The organism is Kribbella shirazensis, assembly GCF_011761605.1.
In the GTDB taxonomy this organism is placed as follows: Bacteria; Actinomycetota; Actinomycetes; order Propionibacteriales; family Kribbellaceae; genus Kribbella; species Kribbella shirazensis.
The window spans coordinates 4,801,081-4,821,361 of the sequence record NZ_JAASRO010000001.1; the positions used below are offsets into that span (position 1 = coordinate 4,801,081).

Annotated in this window: 16 protein-coding genes; 7 read left to right on the forward strand and 9 right to left on the reverse strand. The window is 69.5% G+C overall.

What is annotated here, in order from left to right; genetic code table 11:
- Positions 1-14 precede the first annotated feature (14 nt).
- Both BJY22_RS23220 and BJY22_RS43040 read right to left on the reverse strand, forming a co-directional pair.
- Positions 15-842, reverse strand: coding sequence for a DMT family transporter (locus BJY22_RS23220; protein ID WP_167210062.1), 828 nt, complete (start codon positions 840-842; stop codon positions 15-17).
- A 36-nt stretch (positions 843-878) separates the two neighbouring features.
- Complete coding sequence (locus BJY22_RS43040; RefSeq protein ID WP_167210064.1) at positions 879-2,849, reverse strand: heparinase II/III domain-containing protein; 1,971 nt, start codon at positions 2,847-2,849, stop codon at positions 879-881.
- 202 nt (positions 2,850-3,051) lie between these two features.
- On the opposite strand from BJY22_RS43040, the gene BJY22_RS23230 reads away from it, so the two are divergent.
- Positions 3,052-6,696 carry a GH116 family glycosyl hydrolase gene (locus BJY22_RS23230; protein WP_202891228.1) on the forward strand — a complete coding sequence of 1,215 codons (3,645 nt, stop codon included), beginning with the start codon at positions 3,052-3,054 and terminating at the stop codon, positions 6,694-6,696.
- Here the strand turns inward: BJY22_RS23230 and BJY22_RS23235 are convergent.
- From BJY22_RS23235 to BJY22_RS23260, 6 genes are all read right to left on the reverse strand, one after another.
- Positions 6,693-7,715: an ABC transporter ATP-binding protein gene (locus BJY22_RS23235; protein WP_167210066.1), complete on the reverse strand. Its 1,023-nt coding sequence runs from the start codon at positions 7,713-7,715 to the stop codon at positions 6,693-6,695. The genes BJY22_RS23230 and BJY22_RS23235 overlap by 4 nt on opposite strands.
- The gene (locus tag BJY22_RS23240) at positions 7,712-8,698 is read right to left on the reverse strand and encodes an oligopeptide/dipeptide ABC transporter ATP-binding protein (RefSeq protein WP_167210067.1); all 987 of its coding nucleotides are present in this window, start codon (positions 8,696-8,698) and stop codon (positions 7,712-7,714) included. The genes BJY22_RS23235 and BJY22_RS23240 overlap by 4 nt, the downstream gene beginning before the upstream one ends.
- Positions 8,685-9,611 carry an ABC transporter permease gene (locus BJY22_RS23245; RefSeq protein ID WP_167210069.1) on the reverse strand — a complete coding sequence of 309 codons (927 nt, stop codon included), beginning with the start codon at positions 9,609-9,611 and terminating at the stop codon, positions 8,685-8,687. The genes BJY22_RS23240 and BJY22_RS23245 overlap by 14 nt, the downstream gene beginning before the upstream one ends.
- A 3-nt stretch (positions 9,612-9,614) precedes the next feature.
- Positions 9,615-10,613: an ABC transporter permease subunit gene (locus BJY22_RS23250; RefSeq protein ID WP_167210071.1), complete on the reverse strand. Its 999-nt coding sequence runs from the start codon at positions 10,611-10,613 to the stop codon at positions 9,615-9,617.
- A gap of 54 nt (positions 10,614-10,667) precedes the next feature.
- Positions 10,668-12,392, reverse strand: a complete 1,725-nt coding sequence (locus BJY22_RS23255; protein WP_167210073.1) for an ABC transporter substrate-binding protein — start codon at positions 12,390-12,392, stop codon at positions 10,668-10,670.
- A gap of 85 nt (positions 12,393-12,477) precedes the next feature.
- Positions 12,478-13,413: an ROK family protein gene (locus BJY22_RS23260; RefSeq protein WP_167210075.1), complete on the reverse strand. Its 936-nt coding sequence runs from the start codon at positions 13,411-13,413 to the stop codon at positions 12,478-12,480.
- Between the two features lie 160 nt (positions 13,414-13,573).
- Here BJY22_RS23260 and BJY22_RS23265 point away from each other — a divergent pair, with 160 nt between their 5' ends.
- From BJY22_RS23265 to BJY22_RS23290, 6 genes are all read left to right on the forward strand, one after another.
- A complete protein-coding gene (locus BJY22_RS23265; RefSeq protein ID WP_167210077.1) occupies positions 13,574-14,761 on the forward strand; it encodes an ROK family protein in 1,188 nt (395 codons plus the stop codon).
- A gap of 44 nt (positions 14,762-14,805) precedes the next feature.
- Complete coding sequence (locus BJY22_RS23270) at positions 14,806-15,165, forward strand: VOC family protein (protein WP_167210079.1); 360 nt, start codon at positions 14,806-14,808, stop codon at positions 15,163-15,165.
- 15 nt (positions 15,166-15,180) lie between these two features.
- Positions 15,181-15,585, forward strand: a complete 405-nt coding sequence (locus BJY22_RS23275) for a hypothetical protein (protein WP_167210081.1) — start codon at positions 15,181-15,183, stop codon at positions 15,583-15,585.
- A gap of 99 nt (positions 15,586-15,684) precedes the next feature.
- A complete protein-coding gene (locus tag BJY22_RS23280) occupies positions 15,685-16,143 on the forward strand; it encodes a nuclear transport factor 2 family protein (RefSeq protein WP_202891230.1) in 459 nt (152 codons plus the stop codon).
- A gap of 118 nt (positions 16,144-16,261) precedes the next feature.
- Entirely contained in the window at positions 16,262-18,013 is a 1,752-nt protein-coding gene (locus BJY22_RS23285; protein WP_167210083.1) for an ABC transporter ATP-binding protein, read from the forward strand.
- On the forward strand, positions 18,006-19,799 hold the full coding sequence (locus BJY22_RS23290) for an ABC transporter ATP-binding protein (protein ID WP_238350436.1): 1,794 nt from the start codon (positions 18,006-18,008) through the stop codon (positions 19,797-19,799). Before BJY22_RS23285 ends, BJY22_RS23290 begins: the two co-directional genes overlap by 8 nt.
- On the opposite strand, the gene BJY22_RS23295 is transcribed toward BJY22_RS23290, so the two are convergent.
- Complete coding sequence (locus tag BJY22_RS23295; protein ID WP_167210085.1) at positions 19,790-20,194, reverse strand: cupin domain-containing protein; 405 nt, start codon at positions 20,192-20,194, stop codon at positions 19,790-19,792. The genes BJY22_RS23290 and BJY22_RS23295 overlap by 10 nt on opposite strands.
- Positions 20,195-20,281 lie beyond the last annotated feature (87 nt).

Here is a 20,281-nt window from a genome sequence, read left to right on the forward strand (position 1 = left end):
CTCGGTGTGACCGGTCAGAGCGAGACGAGGACGACGGTCGCCGCCGCGCAGAGCAGACCTAGTGCCTGCCGAAGACTCAGTCGCTCGTGGAGAACAGTTAGACCGAGCAGTACGGTGACGGCCGGGTAGAGCGACGTCAGCACGACCGCGACCGACAGCGCCTGCTCCCGGCTCGCGAACAGGAACGCGGCGATCGCGGAGGTTCCGAGAACCCCGGACGCGATCGCGAGCAACGCCGTACGGCGCTCCATCCGGAGCCGGTCGCGACGGACGGCGATCGGCGCCACGGTCAGCACCGCGACAAGGCGATTGAGTGCCAACGGCCACAACCCGGCGGCCGCGTCGGCTCGGGCGAGGGCGACGTACTGCAAGGCGAACGCGGCCCCGGACAGCAGCGCCCAGCCGGCACCCGCGGTCGTGCCCGAGCGTGGACCGCGCCGACTCGTCATCAACCAGATCGCGGGTACGGCGATCGCGAACCCGAGCCACGCCCACCAGTGCAGCCGGTCGTGCAGCAGCACCACCCCGATGACGACCGGGATCGCGACGCCGGCGACATCGCTCAGCGGTACGACGAGACTGAACCGCCCGATCTTCATCGCCTGGAACAGGAACGCGGCCCCGAGCCCGGTCCCGATCCCTGACAGCGCGCCCCACCCGAGCGCGGCCGGCGTGACGCCGGGATCGGCGACGAACAGCGCGAGGAGCGTCACCAGCACGACTCCGAAGAGCTGACCGAGCAGGACGACGACCGTGCTGTGCAGTCGACGGGCGGCCAGCCCGGCCGCGAAGTCCGACAAGCCGAAACATAGCGCGGACACCAACGCGAGCCCAACACCCATGATCCGCCCGGTAACCGGCCGGCTGCCGGCGAAACCTCAGCTGATGCGGGACAGGCGGCCGTCGGGGAGGACGCGGATGGTGGCCTTGCGGGCGCCGACGGTCAGGTCGACGAAGAACATGCCGCTGACCGTCCGGGTCTTGTAGGTGACGGCCTCGGTGGTCGCGGTCGGCACGACGGCCGACAGGATGGCCGCGTTGGTCCCGGTGCGGTTGAACTTCACGACCGGGGCCGACTGGCGGTGGAAGATGTCGGGGTAGTACCAGCCCTGCACCGGATCCTGCTGGCCCTGCACGACGGTGATGCCGTCGGCAGGCGGCTGCTGCTGGTACGGGATCTGCAGCAGGTACGTCTTGGACTTGTCGCCGGGCTTCATGGCGACGGCGGCGGTAGGGGACTGCACGGTGACCTTCTGCTCCGGCGCGAGGTGCCAGAGCGTCTCGTACCGCTGGTTGCTCGTCGCCTGCCCGCGGTCGAGGGTGATGACCAGGTCGGGATCCTTCAGCACCAGGACGTCACGCTTGCGGGTGACCCCCGGCGCGGGCGAGTCGGCGAGCGAGTACGACTCCCACGTCGGCGTGATCGATGCACGGAGCAACCGTGTCTCGACGGCAGCGGTGTCCGCGGACGGGATCGTCATCACGTTGTGCGCGGCCGGGCTCTTCGACCACGCCTGCCACTTGTCGAGCTGGTAGCCGGAGTGTCCCGGATCGATCAGCACGTCCCGCCCGTGCGACGAATAGGTGATCGACATGTGGTCGTCATGCCCATGCAGCCTGCGCGCGGCGCCGTACCGGATGCTGTACGTCGACTCCTGCGCGAACGGCCGGGTCTCGCCCCAACCGGTCCGCCCGAAGATGTAGCCGGCGTCGAAGACCGCGACCCGCTTCGACGGCTTCGTCCCGCGCTTCCCGAGCGAGGCGACGTAGTCCAGCGCGGTGCCGGCCGCTCCGGTCGGCTTCTGCCGAACGGCGTCCCCGACCTGCTGCAGCTCGCCCGTGGACTTGGTCGCGAGCGCGAGCCACTCCGACAGCGCGGCCCGCCGTTGGGCGATCACCGGCCCGGGGCTGGATCCGCAGCGCTGCAACGCCGTCGTCGCGCGGCCCCAGAGGAGGTAGTTGAACATCCCGTACCCGACCGACTGCTCGTTCGTCGAACCCTGCGGGTCGATCGCGGTGGTGATCGCCTGGGTCAGCCGGTCCACGGCCAGCTTCTTGAGCTCCGGCCGCTTCAGCGTGCACCCGACCCCGAACAGCGCGATGCTCTCGTCGGTCCCGTGGTTCGACGGTCCGCTCCAGTTCACGATCATGAACTGCGCGTGGTCGACGAGCGACTTGTCGAGCCACGCGTACTGCGCCGGCAGCGAGCTGACCCGCAGTCCGGTGAGGACGGCCTGGCGCGCGCACAGCAACACGTTGGTGCGATGCATCGTCGCCTCCCACGCGCCGACGTCGCCCTTCCAGGAGTACGGGTTGTCCTGCACCCAGTCGTGGATGATCGCCAGCACATGGGTCAGCGTCTTGCGATCACCGCGCTGACCGGCGTGGATGCCGTTGCCCAGCCAGCGCAGCGAGTGCAGCCACATGTACCAGCTCGGCTTGCGGTACGGATCTGAGCGCCAGTTGATGTCGCCGCTCCCGGTGCCCACCTTGTACGGCGGGTCGTCGCCCCACGCGAACGTGTCGTCCAGCACCATCGAGACCGGAAGCTGGATGCCGCTGAACCCCGGGCACTCGTACGTCCCGGTGTTCGCGACCGGCGTCGACGGCGGGGGAGTGGCCGGGGTGTCGACACCCGGCAACGGCTCCTCGGTCGACGAGGGCACGCTGGGGGCCGGGCTCTGGTTCGGCCGCGGCTGCGGGCCGCGCCCGTCCGGAGTTGGTGATCCGCCGGCCGAGGCCGTCGTACCGCGATCCCGGGCGCCCGGCATCAGCACGAAGACGGCGCCGGCGAACGCGATACCGCAGACCAGGACGCAGACAAGCGTCAGCGCGACGGTCGTCCCCACCCGCCTCTTAGCGTGCGCCACTCGCCCCCCTCTCCGACGAAAAGACGCCCCGAACCACCCAGTTCGTTGCGTCTGTCAGCTAAGAGGGTACGAGCTCGTCGAAGAGCGATCCGCCGTGCGTGACCCGTTGACCTCGGTCCGGGTGCTGGCTACGGTGTCGGAAATCGATTTCTCCCGCCTCCCGCCCGCCAAGGAGAACCGAATGCCCGCCGCTCCTGATCTGCCGCCTGGCTGTGCCAACCGTTCCTGCTCGGGGGACTGTCCCCGCGCCCACCTGAGTCGCCGGACCTTCATCGCTCTCGGCGCCGGCGCGGTCGGTGTGATGGCCACGCCCGGGCTGACCGGCGGCACCGCCTCCGCCGCGCCGCCGCAGCAGCTGGCGGCGCCGCCGCGGGTCGATCCCGCGGTGCTGTTCGGTCGCGGTACGCCGACGTCGCACACCGGAGCCGCGCTGCCGAAGATCGGGATGCCGGTCGGCGGTGGTACGACGGGGCAGGTGTACCTCGCCGGCGACGGGCGGCTGTGGGCGTGGGACATCTTCAACCCGACGTCCTTCCCGCTCGGCGGCGCGGACTTCTCCGGGCACAACTACGCGCACCCGCTCTCCGCCGATCAGCCCGGCGCATCCCAGTTCGGCCAGGGATTCGCGCTGCGGACCACCACGCGCGGACGGACCACGACCAGGACGGTCGACGCGGCCGGGTTCGAGGACGTCCGGTTCACCGGCTCGTATCCGGTCGGGCGGGTCTCGTACGCCGACCCGGACAGCCCGGTGACGGTACGGCTGGAGGCGTTCTCGCCGTTCGTCCCGCTGGCCACGCTGGACTCGACGCTGCCCACGACGATCCTGGCGTACACACTGCGGAACACGTCCTCGGCGCCGGCCCGCGCGACGCTGCTCGGGTACGCCGAGAACCCGGTCTGCATCGACAGCCGCAACCGGCAGCCCACCCGGCTGCAGGCGCGCGGCTTCGAGGGCGGCCTCCAGTTCGGCGCGGTCGACGACAGCGCGCAGCAGGACGACATCGTCTTCGAGGACTGGGAGAAGGACACGTACGACGGTTGGACCGTCAGCGGTGACGCCTTCGGAGCGGGCCCGGTGCGGCCGGTCGACGTACCGAACCTGATGAAGCGTTTCGGCGATCTGAACGTGTCGGGTACGCGGTTCGTGACGTCGTACGACTTCCGGGGCGGGGCGCATGACGCGTCGGTCGGGAAGCTGACGAGCCGGGAGTTCACGATCGAGCGGCGGTACGTCGCGGTCGGTGTGAGCGGTGGACGGCACGCCGGTGAGACGTGCGTGAACGTGGTCGTCGACGGTCAGGTCGTGGCGTCGGCGACAGGTGACGAGAGCGAGCCGCTGGTCGCGCAGATGCTGGATGTCGGTGCGTTCACCGGGCGGACTGCGCAGCTCGAGATCGTCGACAGTCACACCGGTGCCTGGGGGCACATCAGCTGCGACGCGATCGTGTTCACCGACCGGCCGGACATCCTGTTCGAGAGCTGGGACAAGACGACGTACGACGGGTGGACCGTCACGGGTAATGCCTTCGGCGCGGGCCCGGTGACCGCGGCGGAGACGCCCGACGGGTTCCGCCGGCCGTTCGGGGTGCGCACCGAGCTGAATGTCAGCGGCCGGTTCGTCACGTCGTACAACTTCCGCGGCACGGGCGATCCGGATCGGTACACCGGGTCGCTGACGAGCCGCGAGTTCGTGATCGAGCGGCGGTTCGTGACGGCGTGGGTCGGCGGCGGGCACCACAAGGGCGAGACGTGTCTGGACGTCGTGGTCGACGGCGAGGTCGTGGCGTCGGCCGCCGGCACGGACATCGAGCCGCTGACCGCGGTGTCGATGGATGTCGGAAGGTACGCGGGCCGGACCGCGCAGGTCCGGATCGTCGACGACAACACCGGCGGCTGGGGCCACGTGAACGTGGACCGGATCGTCTTCAGCGACCGTCCCGTTCGTCGGCAGCCGGTGGCGGAACGTCCGGACGGCGGGACGTTCGCCCTGGCCGCGCTGACGCCCGGTGCGGTGGTGCGGCCGTCGATCGCGGACTGGTCGTCGACCGACGCTCTGTTCGACTCGGCGGCGGGTCCGGCCGACTCGGACGGACCGCAGGCCGGGACCGTCGCCGTGGCGGTGACGGTGCCGCCGGGGGAGTCGCGGACGATCCGCTTCGCCTTCGGCTGGTTCTTCCCGAACCCCGAGCGCGAGTTGTTCGCCGAGCTCGTCGGCGCGTCGACGTTCCGGCGGCACTACGCGACCCGCTTCGGCTCGGCGCGCGAAGTCGTGGAGTACGTCGGGAAGCACGTCGACCGGCTCGAGCGCGACACGAAGCTCTGGGTGCGGACGTGGTACGACGACTCGTCGCTGCCGCACTGGTTCCTCGAGCGGACCCTCGCCACGGCGTCGACACTCGCGACGAGCACCTGTTACCGCTGGGACGACGGGCGCTTCTACGCGTGGGAGGGCACGTACTGCTGCGCGGGGACCTGCGAGCACGTGTGGAACTACGCGCAGGCGATCGGCCGGCTGTTCCCCGAGCTGGAGCGGGACACCCGGGAGCGGGTCGACCTCGGGATCGCGTTCCGGCCGAGTGGCGAGATCGGCAACCGCGGTGAGGCCGGCGACGCGTCGAGTTCGTTCGCGGACGGGCAGCCCGGCACGATCCTGCGGATCTACCGCGAGCACCAGATGAGCAAGGACTCGACGTTCCTCCGCCGTGTGTGGCCGCGGGTGCGGACGGCGGTGGAGTTCCTGGTCACGCACCGGGACGGCGCCGACGAGGACGGGATCTTCCGGGGCAGCCAGTGGAACACCCTCGACACCGAGTGGTTCGGCGAGATCCCGTGGATCAGCGGGCTGTACGTCGCCGCGCTCCGGGCGGCCGCGGCGATGGCCGGTGAGGTCGGCGACGGGGCGAGTGCCGATCGGTACGCGGCGATCGCCGAGCGCGGATCGGCGTACATCGCGGACTCGTTGTGGAACGCCGAGTACGGGTACTACGTGCAGAAGGTCGACCCGGCGCATCCGACGGCCGAGAACAGCAACCGCGGGTTGTTCGTCGACCAGATGTACGGGCAGACCTACGCGGCACAGCTCGGACTGCCGCGGGTGTTCCCCCCGGACCAGGCACGGACCGCGCTGACTCGTCTGTACGACGGGAACTTCCGGGCGGATCCGGGGACGTACCGGCCTCCAGGGATCAACGTCGGGCGCGTGTACACGACCGACGGCGAGAGCGGCGTACTGATGGCGACCTGGCCGCACGGCGGGTCGACGGAGACGCGCGGGCTGATGTACTTCAACGAGGTGTGGACAGGCCAGGAGTACCAGTTCGCCGCGCACCTGTTCTCCGAGGGGATGACCGAGGAGGCGTTGGCCGTCACGCGGGCGATGTACGAGCGGTACTCCGGGGAGAAGCGCAACCCGTACAACGAGATCGAGGCCAGCGACCACTACGCCCGCGCGATGATGGGGTACGGCGTCTACCTGGCGGCCTGCGGGTACGAGTACCACGGGCCGAAGGGACATCTCGGCTTCGCGCCGCGCATCCGCCCGGAGGACTTCCGCTGCGCGTTCACCGGCGCCGAGGGCTGGGGCCTGTACAGCCAACGCCGCACGCCGAGCTCACTGTCGGCGTCCGTCGAGATTCGCTACGGCCGGCTGCGTCTCACCACACTGGCCTTCGAAACCACCAAGCCGGTTCGTCAGGTGACGGTCCGCTCCGGTCCCCAGCAGGTCCTCGCGACCGTAGTTGCCACGGGCAACCGTGCGGTCGTGACCCTGAACCGGCCCGAGGTCGTCTCACCGGCTCACGCCCTGCACGTAACCCTCACCTAGCCCGGGTCGGGCTCTGCGACGTGGCAGGCGGCCTGGTGGTTCGTGCCCAGGGTGCGGAGGACAGGTGTCTCCTGATGGCAGCGGTCCACCGCGAGCGGACAGCGCCCGCGGAAGCGGCAGCCTGGTGTCGGGTTGATGACCTTCGGTGGTTCGCCCGTGTCACCCTCGATGCCGGTCGTCAGCGGGGCCCGGGGATCGGGGACGGCGCCGAGCAGCAGATCTGTGTACGGGTGCTTCGGGTTCTGCAGCACCGACTCCGTCGGGCCGGTCTCGACCACGTGACCGGCGTACATGATCATCAGCCGGTCGGCGACGTACCGCGCGCTGGCGATGTCGTGGGTGATGTAGAGGAACGAGACGCCTTCCGACCGGCGCAGCTCCGCCATCAGGTTCAGCAGCCCGATCCGGATCGACACGTCCAGCATCGAGACCGGCTCGTCGGCGAGGATCAGCTTCGGCTTGTGCGCGAGCGCCTGCGCGAACCCGATCCGTTGCCGCTGGCCACCGCTGAGCTCGTACGGGTACCGGTGCATGATGTCACCGGCCGGCGACAGCCCGACCGCCTCGATGACCCGTTCGGCCTCCGCGAACCGCTGCTGCCGGCCCAGTTCGGGCCGGTGCAGCTTCAACGAACGCAGCACCCCGTGCGACACCCGGAACGCCGGGTTCAGCGAGCTGAACGGATCCTGGAACACCATCGGTACGTCGGCCCGGTACGACAGCTGGTCCTTCCGGGACCGGTACGTCGACATCGCGCGCCCCTGGTACCGGATCTCGCCGCTCGTCGGCCGGTACACGCCCGCGAGCAGCCGCGCGATCGTACTCTTCCCGCTGCCGCTCTCACCGGCGAGCGCGACGATCTCCTGCCGCCCGATCGTGAAGTTCACGTCGTCGACCGCGTGCAGCAACTGCCGCGAGAACCCGCGCCCGACCCGGAAGTGCCGCGTCAACTCCATTGCCTCGAGCAACGGTACGGCGGTCGACTCCGTCACGGCCTGTTCGGCATCCACCGACGTCATGAGGTCGCCTCCCGGATCGGATCAGGGGCATGCAGCAGGCAGCGCGCCTGCACCGCGCCTGCCTGGTAGAGCTCCGGCGCGATCTTCGGGCAGTCCTCGAACGCCTTCGGGCAGCGCGGCTGGAACCGGCACCCGGGCGGCGGATCGGCCAGGTTCGGCGGGCTCCCCGGGATGCCGGTCAACGGCACCTTCGGCCCGCGGATCGACGGGAACGCGTCCAGCAGGCCGGCGCTGTACGGATGCTGCGGATGGTCGAACACCGCGCGCGTGTCGCCGAACTCCACGACCTGCCCGGCGTACATCACCATGAGCTTGTCCGAGAAGTGGCTCACCAGCGACATGTCGTGGGTGACGAAGACGACCGCGAACCCGAGCTGCTTCTGCAGTTCCTTGATCTGCACCATCAGCGACCGCTGCGCCACCACGTCGAGCGCGGACGTCGGCTCGTCCATGATGATCAGGTCCGGGGTGAACAGCAGCGCCATCGCGATCATCGCGCGCTGCCGCATCCCGCCGCTGAGCTGGTGCGGGTAGCTCTTCAGGTGGATCGGGTCGATCCCGACCAGCCGCAGTACCTCGGCCGGCCGTCCGTCGGCGACCGGTTCGTCGTGCGCCATGATCGTGTCCCGGAACTGCGCGCCGATGCTCTTCACCGGGTTGAGGGCGTTCATCGCGCTCTGCATCACGACCGAGAAGTCGCGCCACCGCAACGCGGACAGCTTCTTCTCGGTCATCGTCACCAGGTTCTGCCCCTGGAACGTCACGCTGCCGCCGGTGATCGCGGCCGGCGAACTCAGCAGTTGCGCGATCGCGAACAGCAGCGTCGACTTCCCGCACCCGGACTCGCCGACCACGCCGACGAACTCCCCGGCGCGGACGTCCAGGTCCACGTGGTCGACTGCGACAACGGGCCGGCCGCCCGTGTCGTACTCGACCGTCAGATCCCGGACCTCGAGAAGTGGCCCGCCTTCAAGACTTGGCACGTCGCCTCCGAACCGGCCGCAGCGCGGGGTTGCTGATCTCGTCGAACGCGTAGTTGAGCAGGGCGAACGACACCCCGAGCAGCGCGACCGCCAGGCCTGGCGAGAGCGCCCACGCGGGCAGTCCGTTCACCAGGGCGCCCTGGTTCTGCGCCCAGTACAGCATCGTGCCCCAGCTCAGCGAGCTGGGATCGCCGAGTCCGAGGAACTGCAGGCCGGCGGCGGTGAGCACGGAGTACAGCGCGGCGCCGAGGAAGTTCGCGACGATCAGCGAGATCATCGTCGGCAGCACCTCGACCACGATGATGTACGAGCGTCGCTCACCGCGGACCCGTGCCGACTCCAGGAAGTCCCGGTTCCGCAGCGACATCGCCTGCGCGCGCATCTGCCGTGCGCCGTACGACCACCCGGTGAGGATCAGCACGAGGATGATCACGGTCAGATTGCCCTTACCGGCGTACGTCGCCAGCACGATGATCAGCGGGAACGTCGGGAGCACCAGGAAGATGTCGGTGAGCATCGACAACCCGTCGTCGGCGATGCCGCCGAGGTACGCCGCGGACACGCCGATCAGCACCGCCAGGATCGTCGCCCCGGCGCCCGCACCGACCGCGATCAGCAGAGACTCGCGGGTGCTGTAGATCAACTGCGCGTACACGTCCTGTCCGAGACCCGTCGTACCGAGCCAGTGCTGGCCCGACGGACCTTGCAACGGCATGTCGCCGATCGCCTGCGGATCATGGTGAGCGCCCGGAACGAACAGCCCCGGAAACGCGGCCAGCAACAGGAAGAGGAACAGCAAGGCGGCCCCGATGACCGCCTTGCGGTTGCGCAGGATGGCGCGCAGCAGTCCGCCTCGTGGGCGGCGACTGACACCAGCGACCGGAGCCGAAGCACCAGCGACGACAGCACTCATCGACTATCCCTTCGTCCGGGCGCGAGGGTCGAGCAGGAACACCGCGAAGTCGCAGAGCAGGACACAGATCAGCACCGCCAGCGTCACCAGCAGGAAGAGGGCCTGCAGCAACGGATAGTCGGTGCTCACCGTGGCGTTGTAGAACATGTAGCCCAGCCCCGGGTAGTTGAAGACGTACTCGACCAGGATCGTGCCGGAGATGACGAAACCGAGCGACATCGCGAACCCGGACAGGTTGGGCAGGAACGCGTTCCGTCCGGCGTACCCGAACATGATCTTGCGGCCCGGGATGCCCTTCGCGCGGGCCATCCGGACGTAGTCCTCGGCCAGCGTGGTCACCATGTTGTTCCGCATGGTCAGGATCCAGCCGCCGACCGCCGTGATCAGGATCGTGGCGGCCGGCAGGATGCCGTGCTTGATCACGCTCCAGACGAACTCACCGGTGAACGCCGGTGTCAGGCCCTGGTCGTAGTTGAAGTCGTTCGGCAACACGGGATCGCTGCCGATCGCGAACAACGAGATCAGCAGCAGCGCCACCCAGAAGTACGGCAGCGCCGACGTCACGATGAACACCGGCGGCACGATCCCGTCGATCAGCCCGCCGCGCCGCCACCCGGCCACCGTCCCGATCAGCGTGCCGAGGACGAACGCCATGATCGTCGAGATCCCGACCAGCCCGAGCGTCCACGGCAGCGCGTCCCCGATCAGCGACGTCACCGGTACGCCGAGACTGCTGCCGATCGAGACGCCCCAGTGCCCGGTGACCATCGCCTTCAGGTACTCGACGTACTGCAGCATCAGGTGCTTGCCCGGGTCGAACCCGAATTCGGCAAGCACCGTTCGCAGCTGCTCCGGCGTCACCACCGCACCGCCCTTGCTGAACCGTTCCCGCAGCGCCTGCTCCGGGCTGCCCGGCATCATCCGCGGGATGAAGAAGTTCAGCGTCATCGCCGCCCACAGCGTGAGCACGAAGAATCCGAGGCGTCGTATCAGGTATCGCACTCACACCAGCTCCTCGCACTCACGCTGCGCAGCTCCCTACTACTTCCGGGCGGCCTACTTCTGGGCGGCCTTCGAGTACAGGTTGGTCAGGACCTGTCCCACGTCGGGGATGTTGTACGGCGCCGGCTGCGCGTACGGGTTGTCCTCGGTCGGCCAGCCCTCGAGGTCCTTGGTGTTGTACTGGTACCAGTTGACCGACTCGGTCGTCGGGATGATCGGCACGTCCTTGATCATGTACGACGAGATCTGCTTGATCAGCTTGATCTGCGTGTCCGGGTCCGCGCTGGCGTACTGGTCGAACAGCTTGTCCACCTCGGGCTTCATGTAGCGCGAGTAGTTGCTGTTCGCCTGCTTGCCGATCGGCGCCGAGTTCTTGGAGTACAGCAGCTGCCGCAGCTCGTAGTACGGCGTCGGGCCGCCGGACTGGCTCGAGTACGCGAGGTCGTAGTCGCCGGTGAACAGCTTCTGGTTGTACGACTGCTGCTGCAGGTCCTGGACTGTCAGCTCGATGCCGACCTTCGCCAACTGCTGCTTCACGACCGCCAGCGACGCATCCCAGTCGGTGTAGCCGGTGACCGTGATGATGTTCAGCTTCAGCGGGTTGGACTCGGAGTACCCGGCGCTCTGCAGCAGCTGCTTCGCCCTGTCCGGGTTCGGTTTGTCGTAGCCCGCGGCCGTCAGCGCGTCCTTGTCGAAGTACTTGTCGAACGTCGGGACGACGACACCGGTCTGGTTCGCGGCCGGCTGGTAGCCGCTCTCACCGATCTTGGAGATCTGCTCGCGGTCCAGCGCGTAGGCGATCGCCTGGCGGACGGCGAGGTTGCTGGTCGCCTTGTGCGAGGGGTCCAGGTTCGGCACGATCGCGACGTTCGCGGTCGGCGGGAACCAGTAGTTGTTCTCCGGTGACTTCTTCTTGTAGAAGTTCTCGATGTTCGGGATGTACTGGCCGCCCCACTGCGCCTTGCCGCTGGCGAGGTCGAGGTTCGCCGGGTTGTTGTCCAGGTACGCCGGGTACTGGACCTTCTCGACGTACGGCTTGCCGGGCTGCCAGTAGGAGCCGTTGGCGACGTAGGAGATGTTGTTGCTGGTGCAGGACGCGACCGTGAACGGTCCGGTGCCGACCGGCTTCGGGTTCGCCCAGGTGGCGGGTTTGGACGCGGCCTCGCCGGCGGACCAGATGTGTTTGGGCACGATGCCGATCTGGCCGGCGAAGTTGAAGAAGTACGGCTCGGCCGCGGCCTTGAACTTCATCGTGACCTTGTTGCCGGCCGCCGTCACGCTGGTCAGGCCCGCGCCGCTCCACAGCGAGAACAGGTCGAGGGCCGGCTCCTCCTTCATCCGGGTGAAGGTGTAGACGACGTCGTCGGCGGTGAACGGCTGCCCGTCGCTCCACTTCACGCCGTCGCGGATGGTGAAGACGATCGAGTCCTTCGCCGGCGACCAGGTGAAGGCGGTGGCCAGCATCGGTGTGGTGGCGCCGGCCTTCAGCACGTTCACGAACGTCAGCGGTTCGTAGACGAAGCCGAGCGCGACCTGGTTGACCGCCGGGTTGAACGGGTTGAACTGGCACGGCCAGGTCTGCCCGCCGACGTTCGCGATCGTGACCGTGCCGCCCTTCTTGTACTGCCCGCCGCCACCGGGGTCGCTGCCGCCGCTCGCGGAGGACGACGGGCTGGCGGACGACGCCGCGTCCCCGACCGGCTTGCTGCCACCGCCGCAACCCGCGGTCAGTGCGCCGACCGCCAGGGCGGCGACGGCGATGCGTGTGATGCCCCTCATCGTCCCTGCCTCTCTCAGTTCCTGCTCAGGGTCGTGCTGAAAGTCCTGCTGAAAGTCCTGCCGAAGCTCCTGCTGGAACTCCTGCTCAAGCGAAGGCCTCCGCGCCGAGGGCGGCGCCCGCGGCCTCGACGCCCAGGGCCAGGGCCCCGATCAGCGGCGCGTCCGACGGGAACCGCGCCACCGAAAGCTCCGGTGGAAACGGGACGGCCGCGTCGAGAGCCCGGCGCACACCGGGCCCGAGCTGGTCCCAGGAGCGGACCAGGCCGCCGCCGACGACGATCCGGGCCGGATCGATCGCGATGGCGAGGTTGGCCAGATGGAGCGCCAGTTCGCGGACGAAGTCCTCGGTGAGTACGGCGGCATCCGGCTGGGTGCGTGCCAGTGTGAAGACGTCGGCGGCCGTGACCGGTCGCCCGAGCCGGGCGGTGCCGGTGGTCTCGAGCGCCTGGCCGCTGACGACGTGTTCCAGGATCGTGCGCCGGTCCGTACCGACGTACACGTCGGCGGCCGCGCGCAGGTTGTAGCCGATCTCGCCGGACGCCCCGTGCGCCCCGGTGATGACGGTGCCGCCGGCAACGATCGCGATCGCGAGACCGGTGCCGAGATTGACGTACAGCCCCGGATCGCAGCCGGCCAGCGCACCCCAGCGCAGCTCGGCCTCCGCGGCAGCCTTGACATCGGTCGTGAGCTTCACCGGTACGCCGGGAAAGGCGTCCCGGATCAGCCGCCCGAAGGGGAGCTCGCCCCAGCCGGGAAAGGTCGGCGCCAGGTCGACGCGGTCGTCGTACGGGATGCCGAGGGTTGCCGCGCCGACACCGGCGAGCCTGTCGTCCGGTGCGACCTCGGCGAGCAGTTCGCGCGCCGCGGTCAGGCAGCGGGCCATCGCCTCGGCGGCACCGCCGGAGGCGACCCGGCTGTCGATGGTCGTCGCGCCGAGACGCCGACCGGACAGGTCGCCCGCCGCGACGGCGATCTTCGTGCCGCCGAAGTCCAGCCCGAGGACGACCGGTGTCGAAACCACGGGGTGGCACCTCCTCGCGCCGACCAATAGAATCGATAGGAAACTAACTTAACAATCGTCCCGACCACAAGGGATCGGGCGAAGTTGTCGATCCAGTTCTCGAACGAGTCGTGAGCGAGTCCCGGACGAGTCGTGAGTGAGCTGCGAGCGAGGGGGCGATGTGACCGTTGATGCCACCGGGGCCGCGGCCGCGCGTCCGCAGTTGATCCGCGAGATCAACGAGCGGGTGCTGCTCGGCCACATCCGGCGGGCCGGGCCGATCTCGCGGACCGAGCTCGCCGGGCTGACCGGTCTGTCGAAGCCGACCGTGTCCGCGGCGCTGGGGTCGCTGGAGCGGACCGGCCTCGTCCACGTGACCGGGCAGCGCACCGGCGTACCCGGACCGGCCGCGAGCTTGTACGAGGTACGGCCCGAAGCGGGGTTCGTGCTCGGGCTGGACGTCGGGCGCGAGTATCTGCGCGGCGCGATCGCGGATCTCGCCGGGACGGTGCGTGCGCGGCTGAGCGTGCGGACCAAGGCGGGCGACGCGATGGCCCGCATCCAGGAGCTCGTCGATCTCACCGGAACCCTCGCGGCCGAGGCCGGGATCGAGGTCACGCAGCTGACGCAGACCGTGCTCGGCAGCCCCGGTGTCTACGACCCGCGGCTCGACGCGCTGACGTTGACCGGCCGGCTGTCCGGGTGGGACTCGCCGGCGACACTGGCCGCGCTCCGGGAGCGCTTCGGTCCGTCGCTGATGATCGAGAACGACGTGGACGCGGCGGCGATCGCCGAGCGGGTACACGGGCACGGCCGGGAGGTCGAGAGCTTCGCGTTCGTCTCGGTCGGCACCGGTATCGGGATGGGGCTGGTGCTCGACGGCAAGCTCCGGCGCGGATCGCACGGTGTGGCGGGGGAGATCGGGTACCTGCCGTTCACCGAGGGCAGCGGCAGCGACCCGCGGGATGCCCGCAAGCGCGGCGGGTTCGACGCGTCGGCGTCGGCGGCAGCCGTCGTGCGGGCGGCGCGCCGGGCGGGTGTTCGGGGAGCGCCGACAGCGGAGAAGGTGTTCGCGGCGGCCGCTCGTGGTGATGCGCTCGCGGCGGCGGTCGTGGCCGAGGAAGCCCTCCTGGTCGCGAAGGCGGTGTGCACCGTCATCACCGTGGTGGATCCTGATCTGGTCGTGCTCGGCGGTGGTATCGGGCAGGCTCCGGGTTTCCTGGAAGCGGTGACGAAGCACTTGCGGCAGCTCGCGCCGGTGCTGCCCGAGGTGAAGGCCAGTGTGCTCGGCACGGAGACCGTGGTGGCCGGCTGTATTGCCGCCGGCGTCGACCGGGCCTGGCAGACACTGGTCGGCAACTCGGCCTGAGAACCGGACGCAAACTGTCCGCAACCGGCACTACTGTGCGAATCATGGCTATCGCTAAGTACCCGAGTTTCGTGCTGGACTGCCCCGACGCGGCCGGTCTCGCCCAGTTCTACGGTGAGTTGCTGGGCTGGAAGGTGAAGTCCGACGAGGGCTGGGCGGACATCCGTCCCGAGGACGGGAGCAACTGCATCTCGTTCCAGCAGGTGAAGGACTTCAAGGCTCCGAGTTGGCCGAGCCAGGACGTGCCGCAGCAGTTGCACCTGGACGTCATGGTCGAGGACCTCGACGCCGCCGAGCCCGCCGTACTGGAGCTTGGCGCGACCAAGGCCGAGCACCAGCCCGGTACGACGTTCCGTGTGTTCCTGGACCCCGCTGGACACCCGTTCTGTCTCTGTGTCGACTGACCTTAGAGTGAGGGCGTGACGAGCTGGCGGGAAGAACGACGGCAGGCGGCCGCGGAGCATGCGGCCGCGCTGGAGCGCAAGAAGGCCGCCGAGACCGCGCAGGCCCGCCGGCTGCTGACCGACTTCATCGCGACGCTGCGGGATCGCGGCGTGGAGCCCGAGCCGTTGCGCGCGCAGGTCGTCGGGTCGAACGCCAGCTACCGCACGAACCTCACCGGCTGGTACCTGCGCCGCAACCGCTCGCTCGCCGTCGACGTCGACGGGAACTTCTACATCCTCGGCGTACCGGCCAGCCTCAAAGCCCGTGTCGCCGGAGTCCAGCTCCAGCCGTCCGACCCGCCGCTCGTGGTCGGACAGGGCGCCCGCGACGGCGAGTCGATGCCGCTCGCCGAGCTACTACGCCTTCGCCTCGACTCCTGACAGCACGCTCGCGATCAACGCCGTACCCGGAGCCGTCCGGCCGCCAGGGCCCGGCGACGGTACGACGTCGTCCATCGCGAGCGCTCCTAGGGTGGCGGCATGGGCATTTACCACCGGATCGTCGCGCGGCAGGTGCGGAAGGCGTTCGCGCAGATCAGCGCGGGGAACTGGGAGGCGATGGTGGCCGGGATGGCGCCGTCGTTCACGTACCGCTTCTACGGGGACCACGCCCTCGGCGGTGAGCGGCGTACGCACGAGGCGTTGCGGCGCTGGTGGGAGCGGTGCTTCCGGTTGCTTCCAGGGACCAGGTTCGACGTCCAGGACGTGATCGTCGGCGGCTGGCCGTGGAACACCCAGGTCGCGACCGCGGTGACCGTGCACGTGAACGTCGTGGACGGCTCGACGTACGAGAACGTCGTCCACCAGTTCCTCCGGATCCGCTGGGGCAAGATCACCGAGGTCCGCACGTTGGAGGACACCGCGGTCCTCCAACGCACTCTGGACCGGCTGGCGGCCGCGGGGTACGACGAGGCGCACGCGGAGCCGATCGTCGGCTGATTGCGGTCCCGGCCGGAAACTCGGTCGCGTTCTGTCGGTGGTCGCGGTTACGGTCGATCAGGTGCTGACTCTGCTGCGGTACGGGGTACGTGTTGCGCCTGGAAGCACCCTTCTGACGATGGGTCTGGCCGTCCTCGGCTCGCTGCTGGGGATGGCGGTCACACTGCTGACCGGACAAGTCGTCGGGGCGGTCCCGGGCGTGGTCGACGGCGGCCCGGACGCGATGCCGATCGGCGAGTTCAGCTGGCTGCTCGGCGGTCTGCTGGTGGTCTTCGTGCTGGAGAGCCTGAAGCCGGCGGCGCAGCAGGTCGCCTCGATGGTGATGGACGCCGGCCTGGTCCGCGCGATCGGCACCGGTATCACCGAGCCCTTGCTGCGGCCGCGCCGCATCCAGCACCTCGAGGACGCCGAGGTGCTCGACGTGCAGGAGCGCGCGAAGGGCCAGGGCGGGTTCCACCTGGCGCAGGGGCTCAGCCAGTTGCCGTGGCTGGTCGCGAGCCGCGTGACGCTGATCGGCTCGGCGCTGATCGTGGGCGCGATGTTCGCGTGGTGGGTGGCCGCGATGCTGGTCGCGGTCACGTTCCTCCTGGAGTGGTACGGCGGTCGGCTGATCGAGCGCGAGGTCGACGTCTGGTGGGGGAACACCGAGGAGCAGCGGCGCGCGCACTACGTGTTCAACCTCGGTATGCGCGACGCCCCGAAGGAGCTCCGCGTCTTCGGACTGCACACCTGGCTCGTCGACCGTTACGTCCGCGAGTGGACCGCCGGCTACCGCCCGGTCTGGGCGCGCCGGCGGACGAACGCGAAGTGGTCGCTGCTGATCGGCGGCGTGCACCTGATCGCCAACGCCGTCGCGATCCTGGCTGTCGGGCGCGCGGCCTACAACGGCACCCTGCCCCTCACACAGGTCGCGACCACGCTGCCCGCGATCCTCGCGATCGGCCAGTCGAGCAACGGTTTCGGCGTAGTGCAGGTACGGCGCGGACTCTCGGCGTACCGGGCGATGCGCGACCTGCCGGAGACGATCACCCGGCGGCACCCCGAGCCGGTCGCCACCACAAAGCACCGGGTCGAGACGATGCCTGCCCGCGAGATCCGCTTCGAGAAGGTCAGCTTCCACTACCCGGGCTCGGAGATTCCCGTACTACGGGATCTCGACCTCACGATCCGTGCCCGCGAAGCGCTCGCGCTGGTGGGCGTCAACGGCGCCGGGAAGTCCACGCTGGTGAAGCTGCTCGGCGGCGCGTACCGGCCGACGAGTGGCCGGATCCTCGTCGACGGCGTCGATCTCGCGGAGCTCGATCTGGCCGCGTGGCAGCGCCGGGTCGCGGCGATCGTGCAGGACTTCGTGCGGTTCCCCATGTCGGTGACGGACAACGTGGTGTTCGGCGCGGTCGAGCGGGCGGGTGACGAGCTCACGCTGGCCCGCGTCGCCCGCGAGTCCGGCATCGACGCGGTCGTCCGTCGGCTGCCGAACGGCTGGGACACCGTGCTGGACAAGACGTTCGACGGTGGCGTCGATCTGTCCGGCGGTGAATGGCAGCGGGTCGCACTGGCGCGGGCCCTGTTCGCGGTGCATGCCGGCGCGGGAGTTCTCGTGCTGGACGAGCCTGCCGCGGCGCTCGACGTACGGGCCGAGGCCGAGCTGGTCGAGCGGTACCTCGAGCTGACCTCCGGCGTGGCGTCGCTGATCATCTCGCACCGGTTCTCGGTGGTGCGCAACGCGGACCGGATCTGTGTGCTGTCCGACGGGCGCATCGTCGAGGACGGCACCCACGAGGAGCTGCTGGCCGAGAACGGCGAGTACGCCGGGATGTTCCGCCTGCAGGCCGAGCGGTACGTGACCGGGACGGAGGCTGTCGATGCCTAGACTGAAGCAGACCGTCCGGATCCTCGGGCTGTGGCTGAGCACCTCGTTCCGGGCCGCGCCGTGGCTGATGACGGTGTCGACGGTGCTCGTCGCGGCCCGTGCGATCACCGCGCCGACGCAGACGTACGGCGTGAGCCGGCTCGTCGACGGGATCGCCTCGGACCGGTCGAGCACGATCGCCCTGGGCGTCGCGATCATCGTCGGCGGTCTCGCGGTGGCGTTCCTCGCGGACGGACTGGGGACGCCGCTGCAGGACACCGCGCAGGAGCGGATGGCCGGCCGTGTGCACGCGGACCTGCTGGACGTGACGACCGGCATCCCCGGTCTGTCGCACCACGAGCGGCCTGACGTCGCCGACCGCCTCGAGCTGGTCCGTGAACGGGCGTGGCGGATGGGCGTCGGCGCCGAGGTGCTGCTGTGGGCGTTCGCCACGGTGACGAACACCGCGACCGTGCTCACGCTGCTCGGGTCGGTGCATCCGGTGCTGCTCGTGCTGCCGTTGCTGGGCGGTGTCCGGATCTGGTCGGCGTACCTGAGCAGCACGCGGCAGCACAAGGCGTGGGAGGACTCGATGCCGCAGGAGCGGCTCGTCGACCGGCTGATCGACGTAGCGAAGGATCCGCGGATGGGGCTCGAGCTGCGCGTGTTCGGGCTCGGGAAGGTCCTGCTGGACAGGATCTTCGTGTTGCAGACCGAGCGGTTCGAGCGCCGGGTCGCGGCGGCCCGCTGGGGCGGCAAGGTGGACGGCGCGGTGCGGCTCGTGTTCGGCCTCGCGTACGCCGTCGCGATCATCTGGGTCGTTGCCCGCGCGCGGAACGGGCAGGCGTCCGCGGGCGACGTCGTCCTCGTGCTGCTGCTCGCGCCACAGGTGGATCAGATGACGGGCGGTATCGCGCAGAACGTGTACTGGGTCGGCGAGGTCGTGCGCAGCTTCGGCCGGTACGACTGGCTCCGCGAGTACGCCAAGCAGAACTCGTGGCGCTCCAGCCGGGGCGCGGCGCCCGCGCGCATCACCGACGGGATCGAGTTGCGGGACGTCGGATTCTCCTACCCTGGCTCGGATTCCGCGGTGCTGAGCGGGATCGACCTGCGGAACCCGGCCGGCGCGGCGGTCGCGCTGGTGGGGGAGAACGGCGCGGGCAAGACCACGCTGGTGAAGCTGCTGGCCCGGATGTACGACCCGACCTCCGGACGGATCCTCGTCGACGGTCAGGACCTGGCGACCATCCAGCCGGACGCGTGGCGGTCGCAGTTGTCGGCGGGTTTCCAGGACTTCGTGAAGTTCGAGTTCACCGCGCGCGAGGTGGTCGGGATCGGCGACATCACGCGGGCCTCCGACGAGGACGCCGTACGGACCGCGGTCGCGCGCGGTGACGCCGAGTCGGTGGTCGCGGGGTTGCCGCGGGGACTGGATTCCCAGCTGGGCAAGAAGTTCACCGACGGCGTCGAGCTGTCGGGCGGGCAGTGGCAGCGGCTCGCGCTGGCCCGGGCGTTCATGCGTGAGCGGCCGCTGCTCCTGCTGCTCGACGAGCCGACCGCGGCGCTCGACCCGGAGGCCGAGCACCGGCTCTACGAGCAGTACGCCGAGGCGGCGAAGGTGGCCGCGGCCGAGACCGGCGGCATCACCGTCCTGGTCTCGCACCGCTTCTCCACCGTCCGGATGGCCGACCTGATCGTCGTCATGCACCGCGGCCGCGTCGAGGAGTTCGGCACCCACGCCGACCTCCTCGCGGCCGGCGGCCGGTACGCCGAACTCTTCGAGCTCCAGGCCCGCGCCTACCGCTGAGCGCGCCGATCGGCCCGCGCGGCCAACTCGTCCTCGGGAACGAGCACGAACATCTCCTTCCCCGGCGCGCACAGCATCGTCACGGTGAACTTCACCGGGACGTCGGAGCGGTTGTTGCCGTCCTGGTAGTGGATGACGTCACCGCCCGGCTCCCAGAACGCCTCGCCGGCCTTGATCACCCGCGGCGGCTCACCTTCGAGCTCGAACAGCATCTCGCCTTCGACGACGTACCCGAACGCCGGGCCCGAGTGCCGGTGCGGCGGCGCCCCCGGGTCGCCGGCCGGGTACTCGATGTCCACGGTCATCACGTGGAAGCCCTCGGGGACGAACGGCGGCTCGACCTCCTGCAGCATCGTCAGCGCGGTCTGCCATGCGGTCGATCGGTGCTCGGCCATATCACTGCCTTCCCGTTGATCCGGTCTGTCTCTGGAGAAGACAGCGCGGGACCCTTTCCTGTGACGGGTCCTGTGACGGTCACAGAC

What these genes read in the sequence shown, in the direction of transcription:
- BJY22_RS23230 (WP_202891228.1), top strand. Translation starts at nt 3,052, where the DNA reads ATGCCCGCCGCTCCTGATCTGCCGCCTGGCTGTGCCAACCGTTCCTGC.
- BJY22_RS23245 (WP_167210069.1), bottom strand. Translation starts at nt 9,611, where the DNA reads ATGAGTGCTGTCGTCGCTGGTGCTTCGGCTCCGGTCGCTGGTGTCAGT.
- BJY22_RS23285 (WP_167210083.1), top strand. Translation starts at nt 16,262, where the DNA reads ATGGGTCTGGCCGTCCTCGGCTCGCTGCTGGGGATGGCGGTCACACTG.
- BJY22_RS23290 (WP_238350436.1), top strand. Translation starts at nt 18,006, where the DNA reads ATGCCTAGACTGAAGCAGACCGTCCGGATCCTCGGGCTGTGGCTGAGC.
- BJY22_RS23235 (WP_167210066.1), bottom strand. Translation starts at nt 7,715, where the DNA reads ATGACGTCGGTGGATGCCGAACAGGCCGTGACGGAGTCGACCGCCGTA.
- BJY22_RS23220 (WP_167210062.1), bottom strand. Translation starts at nt 842, where the DNA reads ATGGGTGTTGGGCTCGCGTTGGTGTCCGCGCTATGTTTCGGCTTGTCG.
- BJY22_RS23295 (WP_167210085.1), bottom strand. Translation starts at nt 20,194, where the DNA reads ATGGCCGAGCACCGATCGACCGCATGGCAGACCGCGCTGACGATGCTG.
- BJY22_RS23270 (WP_167210079.1), top strand. Translation starts at nt 14,806, where the DNA reads ATGGCTATCGCTAAGTACCCGAGTTTCGTGCTGGACTGCCCCGACGCG.
- BJY22_RS23255 (WP_167210073.1), bottom strand. Translation starts at nt 12,392, where the DNA reads ATGAGGGGCATCACACGCATCGCCGTCGCCGCCCTGGCGGTCGGCGCA.
- BJY22_RS23280 (WP_202891230.1), top strand. Translation starts at nt 15,685, where the DNA reads ATGGGCATTTACCACCGGATCGTCGCGCGGCAGGTGCGGAAGGCGTTC.